At 64.9% G+C, this 15127-nt stretch carries 19 protein-coding genes; 11 read left to right on the forward strand and 8 right to left on the reverse strand.

Translation table 11 applies throughout. The features are described from left to right. Positions 1 to 101: 101 nt before the first annotated feature. The 5 genes from LB525_RS21760 to LB525_RS21780 all read left to right on the forward strand — a co-directional run bounded on the left by LB525_RS21760 (position 102) and on the right by LB525_RS21780 (position 2763). Positions 102 to 494, forward strand: coding sequence for an AtpZ/AtpI family protein (locus LB525_RS21760; RefSeq protein WP_095768724.1), 393 nt, complete (start codon positions 102 to 104; stop codon positions 492 to 494). Between the two features lie 65 nt (positions 495 to 559). Beyond that, positions 560 to 1318 carry a F0F1 ATP synthase subunit A gene (locus LB525_RS21765; RefSeq protein WP_095768723.1) on the forward strand — a complete coding sequence of 253 codons (759 nt, stop codon included), beginning with the start codon at positions 560 to 562 and terminating at the stop codon, positions 1316 to 1318. 75 nt (positions 1319 to 1393) lie between these two features. Then, a complete protein-coding gene (locus LB525_RS21770) occupies positions 1394 to 1618 on the forward strand; it encodes a F0F1 ATP synthase subunit C (RefSeq protein WP_027164582.1) in 225 nt (74 codons plus the stop codon). Between the two features lie 60 nt (positions 1619 to 1678). Beyond that, positions 1679 to 2260 (forward strand): F0F1 ATP synthase subunit B, encoded by a 582-nt coding sequence (locus tag LB525_RS21775; protein ID WP_095768722.1) that lies wholly within the window; start codon positions 1679 to 1681, stop codon positions 2258 to 2260. 11 nt (positions 2261 to 2271) lie between these two features. Beyond that, positions 2272 to 2763: a F0F1 ATP synthase subunit B gene (locus LB525_RS21780; protein ID WP_224546907.1), complete on the forward strand. Its 492-nt coding sequence runs from the start codon at positions 2272 to 2274 to the stop codon at positions 2761 to 2763. Positions 2764 to 3042: 279 nt separating this feature from the next. Here LB525_RS21780 and LB525_RS21785 read toward each other — a convergent pair whose 3' ends face one another. Together LB525_RS21785 and LB525_RS21790 are read right to left on the reverse strand one after the other, a co-directional pair. Beyond that, positions 3043 to 3741 carry a ribonuclease HII gene (locus LB525_RS21785; protein WP_224546909.1) on the reverse strand — a complete coding sequence of 233 codons (699 nt, stop codon included), beginning with the start codon at positions 3739 to 3741 and terminating at the stop codon, positions 3043 to 3045. A gap of 192 nt (positions 3742 to 3933) precedes the next feature. Continuing rightward, positions 3934 to 5088 carry a PA0069 family radical SAM protein gene (locus LB525_RS21790; protein WP_224546911.1) on the reverse strand — a complete coding sequence of 385 codons (1155 nt, stop codon included), beginning with the start codon at positions 5086 to 5088 and terminating at the stop codon, positions 3934 to 3936. Positions 5089 to 5236: 148 nt separating this feature from the next. Between LB525_RS21790 and LB525_RS21795 the strand changes: the two genes are divergently transcribed. Beyond that, entirely contained in the window at positions 5237 to 5740 is a 504-nt protein-coding gene (locus LB525_RS21795; RefSeq protein ID WP_095768718.1) for a glycosyltransferase, read from the forward strand. 36 nt (positions 5741 to 5776) lie between these two features. On the opposite strand, the gene moaB is transcribed toward LB525_RS21795, so the two are convergent. The 6 genes from moaB to LB525_RS21825 form a co-directional block, all read right to left on the reverse strand. Further along, a complete protein-coding gene (moaB, locus tag LB525_RS21800) occupies positions 5777 to 6334 on the reverse strand; it encodes a molybdenum cofactor biosynthesis protein B (RefSeq protein WP_224546921.1) in 558 nt (185 codons plus the stop codon). Continuing rightward, positions 6321 to 7214: a 4-(cytidine 5'-diphospho)-2-C-methyl-D-erythritol kinase gene (locus tag LB525_RS21805; protein WP_224547045.1), complete on the reverse strand. Its 894-nt coding sequence runs from the start codon at positions 7212 to 7214 to the stop codon at positions 6321 to 6323. The genes moaB and LB525_RS21805 overlap by 14 nt, the downstream gene beginning before the upstream one ends. Positions 7215 to 7239: 25 nt before the next feature. Further along, positions 7240 to 7425, reverse strand: a complete 186-nt coding sequence (locus LB525_RS21810; protein ID WP_095768715.1) for an NfeD family protein — start codon at positions 7423 to 7425, stop codon at positions 7240 to 7242. Between the two features lie 84 nt (positions 7426 to 7509). Further along, entirely contained in the window at positions 7510 to 8367 is an 858-nt protein-coding gene (locus LB525_RS21815; RefSeq protein WP_095768714.1) for a S49 family peptidase, read from the reverse strand. Between the two features lie 242 nt (positions 8368 to 8609). Further along, positions 8610 to 9407 (reverse strand): tRNA1(Val) (adenine(37)-N6)-methyltransferase, encoded by a 798-nt coding sequence (locus LB525_RS21820; RefSeq protein WP_224546923.1) that lies wholly within the window; start codon positions 9405 to 9407, stop codon positions 8610 to 8612. Further along, on the reverse strand, positions 9407 to 9631 hold the full coding sequence (locus LB525_RS21825; protein WP_027164594.1) for a DUF2007 domain-containing protein: 225 nt from the start codon (positions 9629 to 9631) through the stop codon (positions 9407 to 9409). The genes LB525_RS21820 and LB525_RS21825 overlap by 1 nt, the downstream gene beginning before the upstream one ends. Before the next feature lie 154 nt (positions 9632 to 9785). Here LB525_RS21825 and LB525_RS21830 point away from each other — a divergent pair, with 154 nt between their 5' ends. The 5 genes from LB525_RS21830 (at position 9786) to LB525_RS21850 (ending at position 14771) form a co-directional block, all read left to right on the forward strand. Beyond that, complete coding sequence (locus LB525_RS21830; RefSeq protein WP_224547047.1) at positions 9786 to 10799, forward strand: polyprenyl synthetase family protein; 1014 nt, start codon at positions 9786 to 9788, stop codon at positions 10797 to 10799. Between the two features lie 100 nt (positions 10800 to 10899). Then, positions 10900 to 11565, forward strand: coding sequence for a GntR family transcriptional regulator (locus LB525_RS21835; RefSeq protein ID WP_095768711.1), 666 nt, complete (start codon positions 10900 to 10902; stop codon positions 11563 to 11565). Positions 11566 to 11770: 205 nt separating this feature from the next. Then, positions 11771 to 12379, forward strand: coding sequence for a biotin transporter BioY (locus LB525_RS21840; protein WP_224546925.1), 609 nt, complete (start codon positions 11771 to 11773; stop codon positions 12377 to 12379). After that, positions 12376 to 12792 carry a DUF1284 domain-containing protein gene (locus LB525_RS21845; RefSeq protein ID WP_224546935.1) on the forward strand — a complete coding sequence of 139 codons (417 nt, stop codon included), beginning with the start codon at positions 12376 to 12378 and terminating at the stop codon, positions 12790 to 12792. The genes LB525_RS21840 and LB525_RS21845 overlap by 4 nt, the downstream gene beginning before the upstream one ends. 203 nt (positions 12793 to 12995) lie before the next feature. Next, positions 12996 to 14771: a tetratricopeptide repeat protein gene (locus LB525_RS21850; RefSeq protein WP_224546937.1), complete on the forward strand. Its 1776-nt coding sequence runs from the start codon at positions 12996 to 12998 to the stop codon at positions 14769 to 14771. Positions 14772 to 15127: the final 356 nt, after the last annotated feature.

Below are 15127 nucleotides of genomic sequence, written 5' to 3' on the forward strand. Positions count from 1 at the left end.
AGTTCGGCCCGTGGCTTGACGGGGGCGGACCCTCTAACTATGTTGCCGGCGACTTTAGAAGCGGACGGACGGCAATCGTCTGCCCGGGCAGGGGGGGTGCGATGGCCGACAAAACCGGGCCAGACGGAACCGGAGAAACCGGCCGCGGCAGGCAGCCAGAAGCCACCATCCGCGACGACGAACTTGAGCGCCGCCGGCGCGACCTCGAAGCATCGCTTGCGACGAGACGCACGGACCGGTCCGAGGGGAAAGACGAAGCGAAAGCTGCGACCGGTTACGGTCAGGCGCTGAAGCTGTCCAGCGAGTTCATCGCCGGAGTGGTGGTCGGTGTCGGCTTGGGCTGGATCATCGACCGTCTGGCGGGAATAGCGCCCTGGGGTCTGATCGTCGGCCTGTTGCTGGGCTTTGGCGCAGGCATACTCAATGTCCTGCGCTCGGCGGGACTGGCATCGGAATTCGGCCAGGGCGGCAAGCCGCGCGAGCCGAGAGAATGAAGTGAGGCGCCGCAGGGCGCTAAAGTGAATTAAAAAGCCGTTTGTGGCTTTGACGGGGATTTAAAGTGGCTGCTGACAAGGTCGATCCGATCCACCAGTTCCAGATCCATCCGATCATCCCGCTGCATATCGGCGGCTACGACGTATCTTTCACCAACTCCTCTTTGTTCATGGTCGTGACGATCGTCCTGGCGTCCGCCTTTCTCTATATGAGCACCGCCAGCCGGGCCTTGATTCCCGGTCGCCTGCAGTCGGTGTCCGAAATGGCCTACGAATTCGTCGGCAACATGCTGCGCGATGCCGCGGGCAAGCAGGGCATGCAGTTCTTCCCGCTGGTGTTCTCGCTGTTCATGTTCGTGCTGGTCGCCAACCTGATCGGCCTGTTCCCTTATTTCTTCACCGTCACCAGCCACATCATCGTCACCTTCACGCTGGCGATCCTGGTCATCGGCACGGTCCTCGTCTACGGCTTCGCCAAGCACGGCTTCGGCTTCCTCAAGCTGTTCGTGCCGCATGGCGTGCCGGGCTATCTTCTGCCGCTGGTGGTGGCGATCGAAATCATCTCCTTCGTCTCGAGGCCTGTCAGCCTCTCGGTTCGTCTTTTCGCCAACATGCTGGCCGGCCACATCACGCTGAAAGTGTTCTCGGGCTTCGTCGTCAGCCTGAGCGCGTTTGGCGCCGTCGGTATCGCCGGCTCGGTGCTGCCGCTTGCCATGGCGGTCGCGCTCTCGGCGCTCGAGCTGCTGGTCGCCTTCCTGCAGGCCTATGTGTTCGCGGTGCTGACCTGCATGTATCTGAACGACGCCCTGCACCCGAGCCACTGATTTTCACCGGCGCCCCGGCGCCAGCTTACCCAACGTACCAACTTCAACGAACAGAGAAACCACAGGAGTTTTGAAATGGACGCAACTGCAGCAGCTGCTATCGGCGCTGGTATCGCCTGCATCGGCATGGGCGGCGCGGGCATCGGCCTCGGCAACATCTTCGGCAGCTACCTCTCGGGTGCGCTCCGCAACCCGTCGGCTGCCGACGGCCAGTTCGGCCGCCTGATCTTCGGCTTCGCGGTGACCGAAGCTCTGGGCATCTTCTCGCTCCTGATCGCTCTGCTCCTGGTCTTCAAGTAAGAGCCGGCGCTGACGAAAGGGGCCGCATGGTGCGGTCCGTTCTAGGGACAGGGGAATGAGATGTTCGTGACATCTGCCTATGCGCAAGAAGCAGCGCCGGCCGCGGCCGAGGGCGATACGCATGCCGGCACTGCCGTGCCTGCCGCGGAGCATGAAGCGTTCCCGCCGTTCGACGCCAAGACCTTCCCGTCGCAGATCCTGTGGCTGGTCATCACCTTCGGGCTCTTCTATCTGTTCCTGAAGCGGGTTGTGATGCCGCGTCTTGGCGGCATCATCGATGTCCGCAACGACCGCATCACCCAGGACCTCGACCATGCCGCAAGGCTGAAGGGCGAGGCGGACGCCGCGGTTGCTGCCTATGAGCAGGAACTGGCGGAAGCCAAGGTCAACGCCAACAAGATCGGCCAGCAGGCGAACGACGCCGCCAAGGCGCAAGCCGAGGGCACGCGCAAGAAGCTCGAGGCCGAGCTTGAGAAGAAACTTGGCGAGGCCGAGGCGAGCATCGCCTCGATCAAGGCCAAGGCGATGAAGGAAGTCGGCACTATCGCCGAGGACACGACCTCGGCCATCGTCGAGGCGCTTGTCGGCGGCAAGGCCGACAAGGCCGAAATCGCGGCCGCGGTCAAATCCGCGAGCCGGTGAGGAGCGGGATCATGGACGCCACATCACTCGCCACGCTCTGGGCCACCATCGCCCTGATCATCTTCCTCGGTGCCGTCATCTATCTGAGGGTGCCGGGCATGCTTGCCAAGTCGCTCGACGCCCGCGCGGCCAAGATCAGCAGCGAGCTCGAGGAGGCACGGCGCCTGCGCGAGGAGGCCCAGCAGCTGCTGCGCCAGTATCAGCAGAAGCGCAAGGAAGCCGAGAAGGAGGCCGCCGACATCGTCGCTGCCGCCAAACGCGAGGCTGACTTGCTTGCCTCCGAGGCGGCCAAGAAGACCGAGGACTATGTCGCCCGGCGCACCGCGCTTGCCGAGCAGAAGATCAGCCAGGCCGAGCGCGAGGCGGTGAGCGAAGTGCGCGCCACCGCCGTCGACATCGCCGTCGAAGCCGCCCGCACGCTGCTCGCCGCCAAGGTCGACGTCAAGGCAGGCGCGGATCTGTTCAAGTCGGCGCTCAATGATGTGAAGGCCAAGCTGAACTGAGCCGACTTCGAAACTTCGAACTCAAAAGCTGCCTGGGCAACCCGGCGGCTTTTTTGTTGTTTGAAAAGGGAGCGCGGCGCCTGAACTGCTGATCTCCCCCCTTGTGGGGGAGATGCCCGGCAGGGCAGAGAGGGGCGCGAAGGATCGCGGCGTCTCATTCTGTGCGCTGGGTCGAGTGCAACTGTGCGAGAAGTTCGTGCGACTGGCTGACAGGCTGGCGGGACAGCGCCCCCCTTTGTCCTGCCGGACATCTCCCCCACGAGGGGAGCGATCAGCTAACTACTCCAGCCCGGCGAGGCTCTCTTCCTCTTCCGCCATCTCAACCCCACCCAACCGGAACGGCGCGAACGAGGCTCGGTGAAGCCGTGCCACCGGCCCATGCGCCTCGATCGCGGTGCGGTGGCGGACCGTCGCGTAACCCATATGCACTTCGAAGCCGTAGTGCTCGTGATGTCCGCCGCAGCCGCACATCATGCGGTCGCGCATCACCTTGGCGACGATCGAGGCGGCGGCGATCGATTGCGAGCGCTGGTCGCCCTTGATGAGCGCGCGGCCTTCGCAGGCGAGACCTGGCGGTATGTCGCGGCCGTCGGCCAGGGCGAGCTTCGGCCGCAAGGACAGGCCGGCGGCGGCGCGGCGCATCGCTTCGAGGCTGGCTTTCAAAATGTTGCTGTTGTCGATGCCTTCGGCGCTGATCGAAGCCATCGAGATGCTGAGCGCCGAGCCGAGAATCTTGAGAAACAGCGCCTCGCGCTGCAAATGGGTGAGGCGCTTGGAATCGTCGAGGCCTTCGGGAATGTTGGCGGGGTTGAGCACCACCGCGGCGGCCACCACCGGACCGGCGAGCGGACCGCGGCCGGCCTCGTCCATGCCGGCGACCGGCCACAGCCCGTCGGCTATCGCTTTCGTCTCGATCGAGAAGTCGGGCTTCTCGACCATTTCAAAGAGAAGCGGAGAATCGGAACGCGCGCGAGCCATGGTGCGGCGAGGTTCGCATCGGCTCCGATTCTCCGCAAGTCCTTCCGGGTCGGATGGGGCGTCGGACCGGGAAGGCACCGTCTCACAGCCGGGGGACAGGGGCCGGACGGGATTCTTGAGGGCGACAATTCCAGACCGAAAATCGCTTTGCCTGGAAGTGCTTAGCGCCGGCCGTCATGGCCGGTGCTGGCGTCAAAGCAGCATCAGCTGCTCGCCGGCACTGGTGCCTGCGACGAATTGGTCGGTGCGAAGCTGCCGCCGCTCGACATTGAGGCCGAGCCGCTTGGCGGCGATCTCGAAGCGCCGGCCGATCTGCCAGGCATAGGGACCGGCGCCCTTCATGCGCTTGCCCCATTCGGAATCGTAATCCTTGCCGTCGCGCATCGAGCGGATAAGCGACATCACATGCCGGTAGCGGTCGGGATAATGGCGCAACAGCCAGTCCTTGAAGATCGGCGCCACTTCGAGCGGCAGGCGCAGGATGACATAGCCGGCCTCCCGCGCGCCGGCGGCTCTAGCCGAATCGAGGATGCGCTCCATCTCCGGATCGGTAAGCCCAGGAATGATCGGTGCCACCATGACCGATGCCGGGATGCCGGCGTCCGAAAGCTGCCTGATCGCCTCCAGCCGCTTCGTCGGGGTCGAGGCGCGTGGCTCCATCGTTCTCGCCAGCACGCGGTCGAGCGTCGTCACCGACAGCGCCACCTTGGCAAGGCCGCGCTCGGCCATGCGCGACAGGATGTCGATGTCGCGTGTCACCAGCGCCGACTTGGTGACGATGCCGACCGGATGGCCGCGCGCTTCCAGCACTTCCAGGATCTCGCGCATGATGCGGTATTGCTTCTCGATCGGCTGGTAGGGATCGGTGTTGGTGCCGATGGCGATCGTGCGCGGCTGGTAGCCCGGTTTTGACAATTCCCTGTCCAGCATGCGCGCGGCATCCGGCTTGGCGAACAGCTTCGATTCGAAATCGAGCCCCGGCGACAGGCCCATGAAGGCATGCGTCGGCCTGGCGAAGCAGTAGACGCAGCCATGCTCGCAGCCGCGATAGGGGTTGATCGAACGGTCGAAGGAGATGTCAGGCGACTCGTTGCGCGTGATGATGGTGCGCGGCTTTTCGACCTGCACTTCCGTCTTGAACGGCGGCAGTTCCTCCAGCGAGTTCCAGCCGTCGTCGAACACATGCCGGCTGATCGGCTCGAACCGGCCGGACGGATTGATCCCGGCCGAGCGGCCGCGATTGCGATCGGGCCGCACGCGCAAGCCGCTCTGCTCGATCATCGCGTTCGCCATCTCGGCTCGGCCTGCCCCGAAAGCGGCAATGTCGGCGCGCACGATCTGTTCCATTTTCGCCCTCTCCCAGGGACTGTCGGCAGGCTGTCGAATCGCTCTGTTCATGAAACTATTCCTATTTCGCCGAAGAGAACAAAGCAAGAACTTTTTCGCTTGAAGCGCACAACTGGCGCATCGCCGCACTTTCCGCTATTCGGCTAAAATGCTCAGCGTCCTTATCGAAACCCGCAACGACGAAGAGGGGCTTGCCCGTACGCTCGCCTCGCTGGTCGGCGGCGCGGTCGAAGGCGTCGTGCGCGACGTGATCGTCTGCGATCAAGGCTCGACCGATCAGACGCACCGGGTGGCCGAGCATGCCGGCTGCCACTATGCGACCGGCGGGATCGGCGCCGGTATCGGCCAGGCCAAGGGCGACTGGCTGCTCCTGCTCGAGCCAGGGGCGCGGCTCGCCGAGGGCTGGATCGACGAAGTCGTGGCGCACACCGCGAAACAGACCATGCCGGCGCGCTTTTCACGCGCCCGCGCCAACCGTGCGCCTTTCCTGGCCAGGGTGTTCTCGAGCAATCGTGCGCTGGCCGAGGGGCTTGTCATCAGCAAGCGTCAGGCCTCGGCTCTGGCAAAGAGCGCGCGCAGCGCCGAAGCCCTGGCGCGCGGCCTGGCGACCAGAAGGCTGAACGCCGAAATCTGGATCGCGCCGCCGAAATGATGCCCCGCGGTGCCGGCCGGGCGCCTTAACTGAGCTTTACGAGGTGGGCTTGCCGCCGCGCCTGAGATGCTCGTCCAGCCGCGGCATGATCTCGACGAAGTTGCAGGGCATGTGCCGGTAGTCGAGCTGCGCCTTGATGATGCCGTCCCAGGCGTCCTTGCAGGCGCCGGGCGAGCCCGGCAGCACGAAGACGAAGGTGGCGTTGACGACGCCGCCGGTCGCCCGGCTCTGGATCGTCGAGGTGCCGATCTTGTCGTAGGAGATGCGGTGGAAGACTTCCGAAAAGCCGTCCATGCGCTTTTCGAAGATCGGCTCCAGCGCCTCCGGCGTCACGTCGCGGCCGGTGAAGCCGGTGCCGCCGGTGGTGATCACGACATCGATGTTTTCGTCCTTCGACCAGCCAAGCACCTTGTCGCGGATCTTGTCGCGGTCGTCGGTCACGATATCGCGCGCGGCAAGGCTGTGGCCGGCTTCCGCGATGCGGTCGGCCAGCGTCTGTCCGGATTTGTCGTCGGCGAGGCCGCGCGTGTCGGAGACGGTAAGCACGGCGATGCGCACCGGAATGAAGGGCCGGCTTTCGTCAAGCTTCGCCATCGCTCACCTCCATGCTGCGCGTCGCGGCAACGAACCAGTCGGGGTGGCGGGCGCGGATCTCGATCGCCGCGCGCTTTGCAACATTGCCGGTCTCGAACAGGCCGAAGCATGTGGCGCCCGAGCCGGACATGCGCGCGAAGGCGGCGTCGGCTTTTTTCAGCGCGTTGAGCGCCTCGCCGATCGCCGGCTCGATCGAACGCGCGGCAGGTTCGAGATCGTTGCGCGTCGTCTCCAGCCAGTTGCGGATCGTGTGGAAGTCGAAGCGCTTCGGCAGCGGCGGCAGCGCCTCGTTATCGCGGCTGGAGAGCGCCTTGAACACGTCCGGCGTCGAGACCGCGATGCCCGGATTGACCAGCACCAGCCCAAGCGCAGGAAAGGCGGATAGCGGCGAGACTTCATCGCCGATACCGCGTGCGATCAGCGGCTTTGATTTGAGGCACATCGGCAGGTCGGCACCGAGCGAAAGCCCGATCCGGGCCAGCGAATTGTCATCGACATCGAGCTTCCAGAGCCGCACCAGGCCATTAAGCGCGGCCGCCGCGTCGCTCGAGCCGCCGCCGACTCCGGAGGCGATGGGCAGGTTCTTCTCCAGCCGGATGGCAACGGGCGACCCCTGTTGCATGCCGGCTTCCCGGCGCAAGGCATCGCGCGCCTTCACCACCAGATTGCCTATGTCGAGCGGCAGCCCGGCGGCATAACGGCCGGATACGGAGAAGTCATCCTCTTCCGCCGACTCGATCTCGAGCCGGTCGCCGAAGCGGGTGAAGACGGCAAGGCTGTCGATGAGATGGTAGCCGTCGGCGCGCTGTCCGATGACATGCAGCGCCAGGTTGATCTTGGCAGGCGCAAGCCATGTCCGGACCTCTGTGCCGGGCTGCAGGATGTCGGCTGCTGGCGAGATGGGATCAGTCCTTGGCGAGACGATATTCGCCGGTCTTGGGGTCCTTGACCAGCGTGCCCGTCGTGCCGTTCGCCGCCTGTCTTTCGGTACGCCGGATCTTGGCCGTCACGCGTTCGGCCTCGCGCACGAAAGCGCGGTAGCCAAAGTAAGCGGCGGCGCCGACAACGGCGAAGAAAATGATCTGCGGCATCTCTAAAACTCCTCCCGCGTCCTCGCGGCAAGGCCGGCCGAATGGGTCGGTCAAGCGGCCATGCTAGCCGCATTCATGGCTTTTTCAAAGCCCGAAGCGCGCCCACAGCGCGCGCTCTTCCGCCGCATCGAGGACGCCGCTGGCGGCGGCCGCCGCGATATCCGGCGCCGAAACGCGCGAGCCGAACAGGCCGAAACGGCCGAACAGACCGCGCGGCGCGGTGATCAGCTTGAGCTGCGTCTTCTCGCCGAAACGGGTCTTGAGCACGCTGCGCATATCGCCCAGCGCATCGACAAGGCCGAGCTCGAGACCGCGCTTGGCGGTCCAGAACAGGCCGGTGAACAGGTCCGGGTCGTCCTTGAGCTTGCTGCCGCGCCGTTCCTTGACGAGGTCGATGAACGTTTCGTGCACTTCGAGCTGCAGCGCCTTCAGCCGTTCGACGTCCTCCTCCTTCTCGGGCTTGAACGGATCGAGCACGGCCTTGTTCTGGCCGGCGGTGTGGACGCGCCGCTCGACGCCGATCTTCTTCATCAGCTCCGGGAAGCCGAACGAGGCCGAGACCACGCCGATCGAGCCGACGATCGAGGACGGGTCGGCGAAGATCTCGTCGCCGGCAACCGCGATCATGTAGCCGCCCGAGGCCGCCACGTCCTCGACGAAGACCAGCACCTTCTTGTTCTTTTCCGCCGCCAGGTCGCGGATGCGCTTGAAGATCAGCCGCGACTGCACCGCTGAGCCGCCCGGCGAATTGATCGAGATGGCGACCGCCGGCGCGTCGAAGCCGAACGCCTTTTCGATCAGGCCGGCCGTCGAGGCGAGCGACAGGCTCGGCCGGAACTGGCCTCCGCCGGCCATGATGGGGCCTTGCAGCCGGATGACCGGAATGGTGACGACTGTCGAGCGCCAGGATTTCGGCAGCAGGCGGTTGAAAAGGCGTTTCACGAACGATTGTCTCCGGACAAAAGGCAAAGGAGCAAGATGAGATCAGGTCGGTTGGTCTGTTTCACGGGCGCAGCGTCATCCTGCTTGGGCATGTAAGAAACTCGCCGGCCAACGGCAATGCCGCATCGCCGGCCAGTGCATGTCGCGCAAAAGTGTGCAGCGGTTTTGCGAAAAAGACATGCATAAAACAAAAACTTGAAGCGCGTCGCTAGAATCCATTTCAACGCGACGCGCTTCAAGGATCAATCGCCGAACAGCGATGCCAGGCCGTTATTGATCATTTCCGTCCGCTCCGCCGGCCCGTTGCCGGACGGCCCGTGCAAGATGAGCGGCGGGCGGATCGACAATTTTCCGCGCGCGCCGAGCACCGCCCTGACGACGATGCGGATCGCCGCCGCATCCGGCCGCGGATGCACGCACAGCAACTCGGCATCGCCGAAGCGTGCCTCGATCGCGTCCACGATGGCAACCAACTGCTCGGGCCGCGCGATGACGGCCAGCCCGCCGCGCGGCCTGGCGACGGCGGCGGCGCTCCTGATCCAGCGCTCGAACAGGCCGTCCTCCGCCACATGCGCCTCTCTGCGCAACGCGTCGGGCGTCGAGCGATCCTCGGCCGCGTTGAACGGCGGGTTCATGATGACGAAGTCGAAGGAGTTGTCGGCAAGCCCGGCCTCGGTCCGCGCGCGACCGGTCAGCGTTACGTCGGCGGTCAGCACCGAGGCGCGGTCGCCGAGATGGCCATTGCCGGGATGCGAAAGCGTGGCAGTGGCGAACCCGGCCATTTCGGCGGAGCGCTCGACGAGCACGGCCTGCGCCGCCGGACAGCGCGACAGCACGGCAAGGGCGGCGGCGCCGGCGCCCGCGCCGAAATCGGCGAGCCGGCCGGAAAAGCCGGATGGCACGGCGGCCGCCAGCATCATGGCGTCCATGCCGGCGCGATGACCGCCGCGGCTCGGCTGCACCAGCCAGAAGCGCCCGCGATGGAAGGCATCGATCGTGTGCGCCGGCGTATCCGGGACGGGGGCGGTGCTGGCTCCCATTATTTTTTGCGGATCTCGTTCTCGATGCCGGCATCCTTGAGGATGCGCCGTGCGGCATCGACCTTTTCGGCATCGACCATCACGCGCCGCGGCAGGATGCCGAGCGAACCGTCGAGCACGCTCATATTCTGGTCGGCGACGAAACAGGCGATGCCGGCATCGCGCATCAGCGATTCGACAAATGAGATGACGACGGCGTCGTTGGTGCGGACAAGCTCGATCATGAAACGAAAATCGCAGGTTGTGGCGTTCGTGTAAACGTGCGCGTGGACACTCTGTCGGCGGAGCCGCGCTAATTCGCCTCTTGCCGTGCCCGGTTGCGCCGCCCTAGAGTCGGCGAGGGACCAAGGGTGCGTCAGATTGACGGGAGTTGTCGTGGTGGGTGTCGTTCTCAACATCGAAGGCAAGCGGGAACCCGCTTCCATCAAGGATTTGATCGATCTGACAGCCGCCGATATGGGGCGGGTCAACGAGCTGATCCTGTCCAAGGCCGGCTCCGACGTCGAGATGATCCCGGAGATCGCCAATCATCTGATCTCCTCCGGCGGCAAGCGGCTCAGGCCCATGCTCACGCTCGCCGCCGCGCAGATGTTCGGCTATTCCGGCGAAGGCCATGTCAAGCTCGCGACCGCCGTCGAATTCATGCACACGGCGACGCTTCTGCATGACGACGTGGTCGACGAGAGCGCGCTGCGCCGCGGCAAGAAGACGGCGCGCATGATCTGGGGCAACCAGGCGAGCGTGCTCGTCGGCGATTTCCTGCTCGGCCAGGCTTTCCGCATGATGGTCGAGGTTGGCTCGCTGGAAGCCTTGGACATCCTGTCGGCCGCGGCCTCCATCATCGCCGAGGGCGAGGTCATGCAGCTTGCCGCCGCCAAGAACCTCGAGACCACCGAGGACGAGCATTTCGCCGTCATCAAGGCCAAGACGGCGGCGCTGTTCTCGGCCGCCGCCGAAGTCGGGCCGGTCATCGGCCAGGCCTCGCGCACCGATCGCGCCGCGCTTCGCTCCTACGGCATGAATCTCGGCCTTGCCTTCCAGCTTATCGACGACGCGCTGGACTATGGCGGCTCGAGCAAGGATCTCGGCAAGAATGTCGGCGACGATTTCCGCGAGGGCAAGGTGACGCTGCCGGTGATCCTCGCCTACCGGCGCGGCACCAAGGCCGAGCGCACCTTCTGGAAGCGCGCCATCGAGGACAACGTCGCCGACGATGCCGGGCTTGAAAAGGCCATCGGCCTGATGGCCCGCCACGGCGCGATCGCCGATACGATCGGCCGCGCCCGCCATTTCGGCGAGATCGCCCGCGACGCGCTGGCGCCGCTGGAGGCGACGCCGCAGAAGTCGGCTTTGATCGACGTCATCGATTTCTGCATCAGCCGCGTCAACTGAGCCTGCAGGACCGGCTCATTTGCGTCCGCCGGGAAGGGCGCCTGTGAATCCCGCGCCGGCCGTCTCGACAAACGGCGGCCCGGCAAATTATCTATAAAATATGGCCAGCAAAGAAGACACGATCGCCGTCCGCATCAGCAAGGAATTGGCGGACCGCATCATTTCGGGCGCCATCGAACCCGGCTCGCGGCTGCGCCAGGACCATGTCGCCGAGGAATTCAACACCAGCCATGTGCCCGTGCGCGAGGCTTTCCGACGCCTGGAGGCTCAAGGGCTGGCGATCGGCGAGCCGCGCCGCGGCGTGCGTGTCGCCTCTTTCGATCTCGGCGAGGTCAGGGAGGTGGCCGAGATGCGGGCGGCGCTCGAAGTGCTGGCGCTGCGCCATGCCGTGCCGCATCTGACGGCGTCGATCCTCGACCAGGCCGAGGAGGCGACCAAGGCCGGCGACAAATCCCGCGACGTGCGCTCCTGGGAAGAGGCCAATCGCACCTTCCATCGGCTGATCCTGGCGCCCTGCAACATGCCGCGCCTGCTCTCCACCATCGACGACCTGCATGCCGCGAGCGCGCGCTTCCTGTTCGCGGCGTGGCGCTCGGAATGGGAAATCCGCACCGACCAGGATCACCGCGCGATTCTGAGCGCCCTGAGACAAGGCAACACCGAATCGGCCGCCGCGACACTCGGGCGGCACGTGCAATGGATCGGCCAGAAGCCGGTCAAGACCGCTTCCGGCAAGACCCGCGACGCCTTCGCCATCGTGGGGTAGGTTTGGCGATTGGCGATTGGCCGAGGCTTCTCAGCCTCGTCATTCTAGGGCGGAGCAAGGAGCGGAGCGACGTCGCTTCGCTCCTTGCTCCGCCCTGGAATGACGAATTCGAGGGCAGGCGCTTGCCATTCGTTTCAGAATATGGATTCGATAATAGATGAAGTCGAAACATTATCTATAATTCACACGAGCCAAGGAAGACACCGTGACCAACGCAGCCATTTCGACCCAAAACCCCTCCTTCAGCCCATTGCGGCTGCACAGCCGTTCGCTCGCCTGGCAGATCGGCGCGGTGATCCTTGGTTCGCTGTTCCTGGCGCTGTCGTCCTATATCGAGGTGCCGATGGTGCCGGTTCCGGTCACCATGCAGACCTTCGCCGTCACCCTGGTCGGCGCGCTTTATGGCTGGCGCTTCGGTGCGCTGACCATCGCCGCCTGGCTCGTCGAGGGCGCCGCCGGTTTCCCGGTTCTTGCAGGCGGCGCCGCTGGCATACAGCATTTCGTTGGCCCGACCGGCGGCTATCTTTTCGCCTTTCCGGTCGTCGGCGCTGTCGTCGGCTGGCTGGCCGAACGCGGCTGGAACGGGAACCGCGTCATGCTTGCCTTCGCTGCCATGCTCATCGGCAACCTGCTTTGCCTGGTTCTGGGCACCGCCTGGCTTGCCGTCATGATCGGCGCTGAAAAGGCCATCACCTTCGGCTTCGTGCCTTTCATCGTCGGCGGCCTGCTCAAGTCGGCGCTGGGGGCGGCGACGCTGAAGCTCTTTTCCACCTATCGTGCGGAGCAAGGCGACCGCTCGTCCGGAACGCGATGACCGTCAAGCTGCGCGCCCATCATCTGCTCTGCCTGCTGACCTATGTCGGCAAGGGCTACTCGCCGGCCTTCACCGCCAATTACGACAAGGTGGTGAAGCGGTTGGGTGAGCGCGAGGCGGTGGTGATCGTTGCCGGTCCGGACGACGTCTGCGCCCCGCTGCTCGGTGAGCCGGAGCCGCATTGCCTGCGCGAGAGCGCCGCCGAGCGGGACCGGATGGCGGCGCGCGATGTTGGCGCTCTCCTCGGGCGGCCGATCCAGGCCGGAGACCGGTTGGTGCTGGACGCCCACAAACTGGCGGGGATGCGCAAGGCTTTTTCCGCCGGCCTGACGCGCCAGGCGTGCTCCGGCTGCGAATGGTCCGGCCTGTGCGATACGGTTGCCGCCAGCGGATTCAGCGATACCTATCTGTAGGCAATCCGATGCCGCATATGGGCGTCCCGGGCCTGCGCGCGGGATTTTCGCTGGCGCGGCATCGTTTTTTAAGCCGGATGATTGCATTGTGATTCGCCCGGCAATTGAAGCCTGACCCCAAAAAGGCCATGCTTTGACCGGAAAAGAGCGAGTCTGTGGGCGGTCCGCCAAGGGCGGGATCGCATCTGGCTGAAAGGGATACGATGCGGCAAGGACGTGCGCGCTGGCTGACGAGGCTGGCATTTTTGACCGGTGTGGCGCTTTGGGTGCTGCCGGTCCAGGCCAAGGAAGAGGCCCGACCGCTCCAGATCACGTCTTTCTCGGGCGCCTATCTCGCGGCTCATATCGCCGAAAGCGACAACGATCTCGACGATGCGATCGCCTATTACAAGCAGGCGCTGGCCTTTGCGCCGAACGACAAGGAATTGCAGCAGAGCCTGATGCTGGCTCTGGTCGCGCAAGGCCGCTTCGAGGAATCGCTGGTCTATGCCGACAAGCTGAAGGAAGTGCCGGACGTCGAGCGCTTCTCGCGCCTGGCTCTGGCCATCGATTCCTTCCACAAGAAGGACTACGCCAAGGCGCAGTACTGGCTGAAGCTCTCGCTGGAATCCGATCTCGACCGGCTGCTCTCGGGCGTCATGGACGGCTGGGCCAAGGAAGGTGCCGGCAACGCGTCCGAGGCCATGGACTCCATCGACAAGCTCAAGGGCCCGGACTGGTTCGGCCTGTTCAAATCATTCCACCGCGCGCTGATCGCCGACGCCGCCGGCCTGAACGACAAGGCCGAGGAACTTTACGCCGCCACCATGGCCGATACCGCGGCCGGCGGCTCCGCGCCCGAAACCTGGATGCGCAACGCCCAGGCCTATGCCTCGTTCTTGGTCCGCAAGGGTGACAAGTCGAAGGCGCTGGCGGTGTTGAACCAGGCCGAGGCCTTCGCGCCGGGCAAGCTCGAAATCACCACGCTGCGGGACCGCATCACCAAGGGCGACACGATCGAGCCGCTCGTCACCGGTCCGGCCGACGGCGCATCCGAAATCCTGCTTGACCTTGCCACCGCGCTTAACCGCGGCGGCGGCGAGCCTTTCGTGCGGCTCTATCTGCAATATGCCCTGGCGCTGAAGCCGGACAGCGACGCAGCCCTTGTGCAGCTTGCCGCCGTGGCCGAGCAGTTGAAGGACGGCGAAGGCGCCGTCTCGCTCTACCGCCGCATTCCGGCCTCCTCGCCGCTGAAGGAGCTCTCCGACCTGCAGATCGGCCTCAATCTTGCCGATCTCGACAAGCATGATGAGGCGATTTCGCATCTCAAGGCCTATCTCGAAAGGCACCCGGACGACATGCGCGCCTATCTGGCGCTTGGCGGCGTCTATGGCTCGAAGGAAGATTTCCGCTCGGCCGCCAGTCTCTACGACAAGGCTGTCGACCAGCTGAAGACGCCAACCGCCGCCAACTGGAACATCTTCTACCAGCGCGGCATCGCCTATGAGCGGCTGAAGGAATGGCCGAAGGCGGAACCCAATTTCCGCAAGGCGCTGGAGCTGCAGCCCGACCAGCCGCAGGTCATGAACTATCTCGGCTATTCCTGGGTCGACATGAACATGAACCTCAAGGAAGGCCTGGCGATGATCCAGAAGGCCGTGGATCTGCGGCCGAACGACGGCTACATCGTCGATTCGCTGGGCTGGGCCTATTTCCGCATGGGCCGCTTCGACGACGCCGTGCGCGAGATGGAGCGCGCCGTCTCGCTTAAGCCGGAGGATCCGGTCCTCAACGATCATCTCGGCGATGCCTACTGGCGCGTCGGCCGCAAGCTCGAGGCCACCTACCAGTGGACGCAGGCACGCGACCTGAAGCCCGATCCGGATGTGCTCGCCACTTTGCAGCAGAAGCTGCTCAAGGGCCTGCCGCCGATCGAATCCAACACCGCGCAGGAAACCCCCAAGGTGAAGCCGGAGCCGACGCCCGCGCCGAAAGGCTGAGCGCTTTTCGTCAACATTGAAGAATGCGGGGCTCATCGAGCCCCGTTTTCGTTTCGGCTCGGCGTCTGCCGAGGTCGGGCCTTGGCAGGTGGAGATTGGCCGAAACGGCCACTCTGTCGTCATCCACGGGCGGAGCAAGGAGCGAAGCGACGCGCGCAGACCCGAGGATCCATTCCGTGACGTATGAGCGCTGTTGCGGGGGGAGAATTCTGCTCCGCTGCACTCTTGATCAGGGTCACGGAATGGATTCCAGGGTCTCCGCGACGCCGCTTCGCGGCTGCTCCGCCCTAGAATGACGAGGTTCGGGCGGCTTCAGTCAATCGCCAGCTTTTTCGCTGATTTCACGGGATGAACGG

Source organism: Mesorhizobium sp. CA16 (assembly GCF_020165175.1).
Lineage (GTDB): Bacteria > Pseudomonadota > Alphaproteobacteria > Rhizobiales > Rhizobiaceae > Mesorhizobium.

What these genes read in the sequence shown, in the direction of transcription:
- LB525_RS21795 (WP_095768718.1), top strand. Translation starts at nt 5,237, where the DNA reads ATGCTCAGCGTCCTTATCGAAACCCGCAACGACGAAGAGGGGCTTGCC.
- moaB (WP_224546921.1), bottom strand. Translation starts at nt 6,334, where the DNA reads ATGGCGAAGCTTGACGAAAGCCGGCCCTTCATTCCGGTGCGCATCGCC.
- LB525_RS21790 (WP_224546911.1), bottom strand. Translation starts at nt 5,088, where the DNA reads ATGGAACAGATCGTGCGCGCCGACATTGCCGCTTTCGGGGCAGGCCGA.
- LB525_RS21785 (WP_224546909.1), bottom strand. Translation starts at nt 3,741, where the DNA reads ATGGCTCGCGCGCGTTCCGATTCTCCGCTTCTCTTTGAAATGGTCGAG.
- LB525_RS21770 (WP_027164582.1), top strand. Translation starts at nt 1,394, where the DNA reads ATGGACGCAACTGCAGCAGCTGCTATCGGCGCTGGTATCGCCTGCATC.
- LB525_RS21775 (WP_095768722.1), top strand. Translation starts at nt 1,679, where the DNA reads ATGTTCGTGACATCTGCCTATGCGCAAGAAGCAGCGCCGGCCGCGGCC.
- LB525_RS21835 (WP_095768711.1), top strand. Translation starts at nt 10,900, where the DNA reads ATGGCCAGCAAAGAAGACACGATCGCCGTCCGCATCAGCAAGGAATTG.
- LB525_RS21850 (WP_224546937.1), top strand. Translation starts at nt 12,996, where the DNA reads ATGCGGCAAGGACGTGCGCGCTGGCTGACGAGGCTGGCATTTTTGACC.
- LB525_RS21825 (WP_027164594.1), bottom strand. Translation starts at nt 9,631, where the DNA reads ATGATCGAGCTTGTCCGCACCAACGACGCCGTCGTCATCTCATTTGTC.
- LB525_RS21780 (WP_224546907.1), top strand. Translation starts at nt 2,272, where the DNA reads ATGGACGCCACATCACTCGCCACGCTCTGGGCCACCATCGCCCTGATC.
- LB525_RS21760 (WP_095768724.1), top strand. Translation starts at nt 102, where the DNA reads ATGGCCGACAAAACCGGGCCAGACGGAACCGGAGAAACCGGCCGCGGC.
- LB525_RS21820 (WP_224546923.1), bottom strand. Translation starts at nt 9,407, where the DNA reads ATGGGAGCCAGCACCGCCCCCGTCCCGGATACGCCGGCGCACACGATC.
- LB525_RS21810 (WP_095768715.1), bottom strand. Translation starts at nt 7,425, where the DNA reads ATGCCGCAGATCATTTTCTTCGCCGTTGTCGGCGCCGCCGCTTACTTT.
- LB525_RS21845 (WP_224546935.1), top strand. Translation starts at nt 12,376, where the DNA reads ATGACCGTCAAGCTGCGCGCCCATCATCTGCTCTGCCTGCTGACCTAT.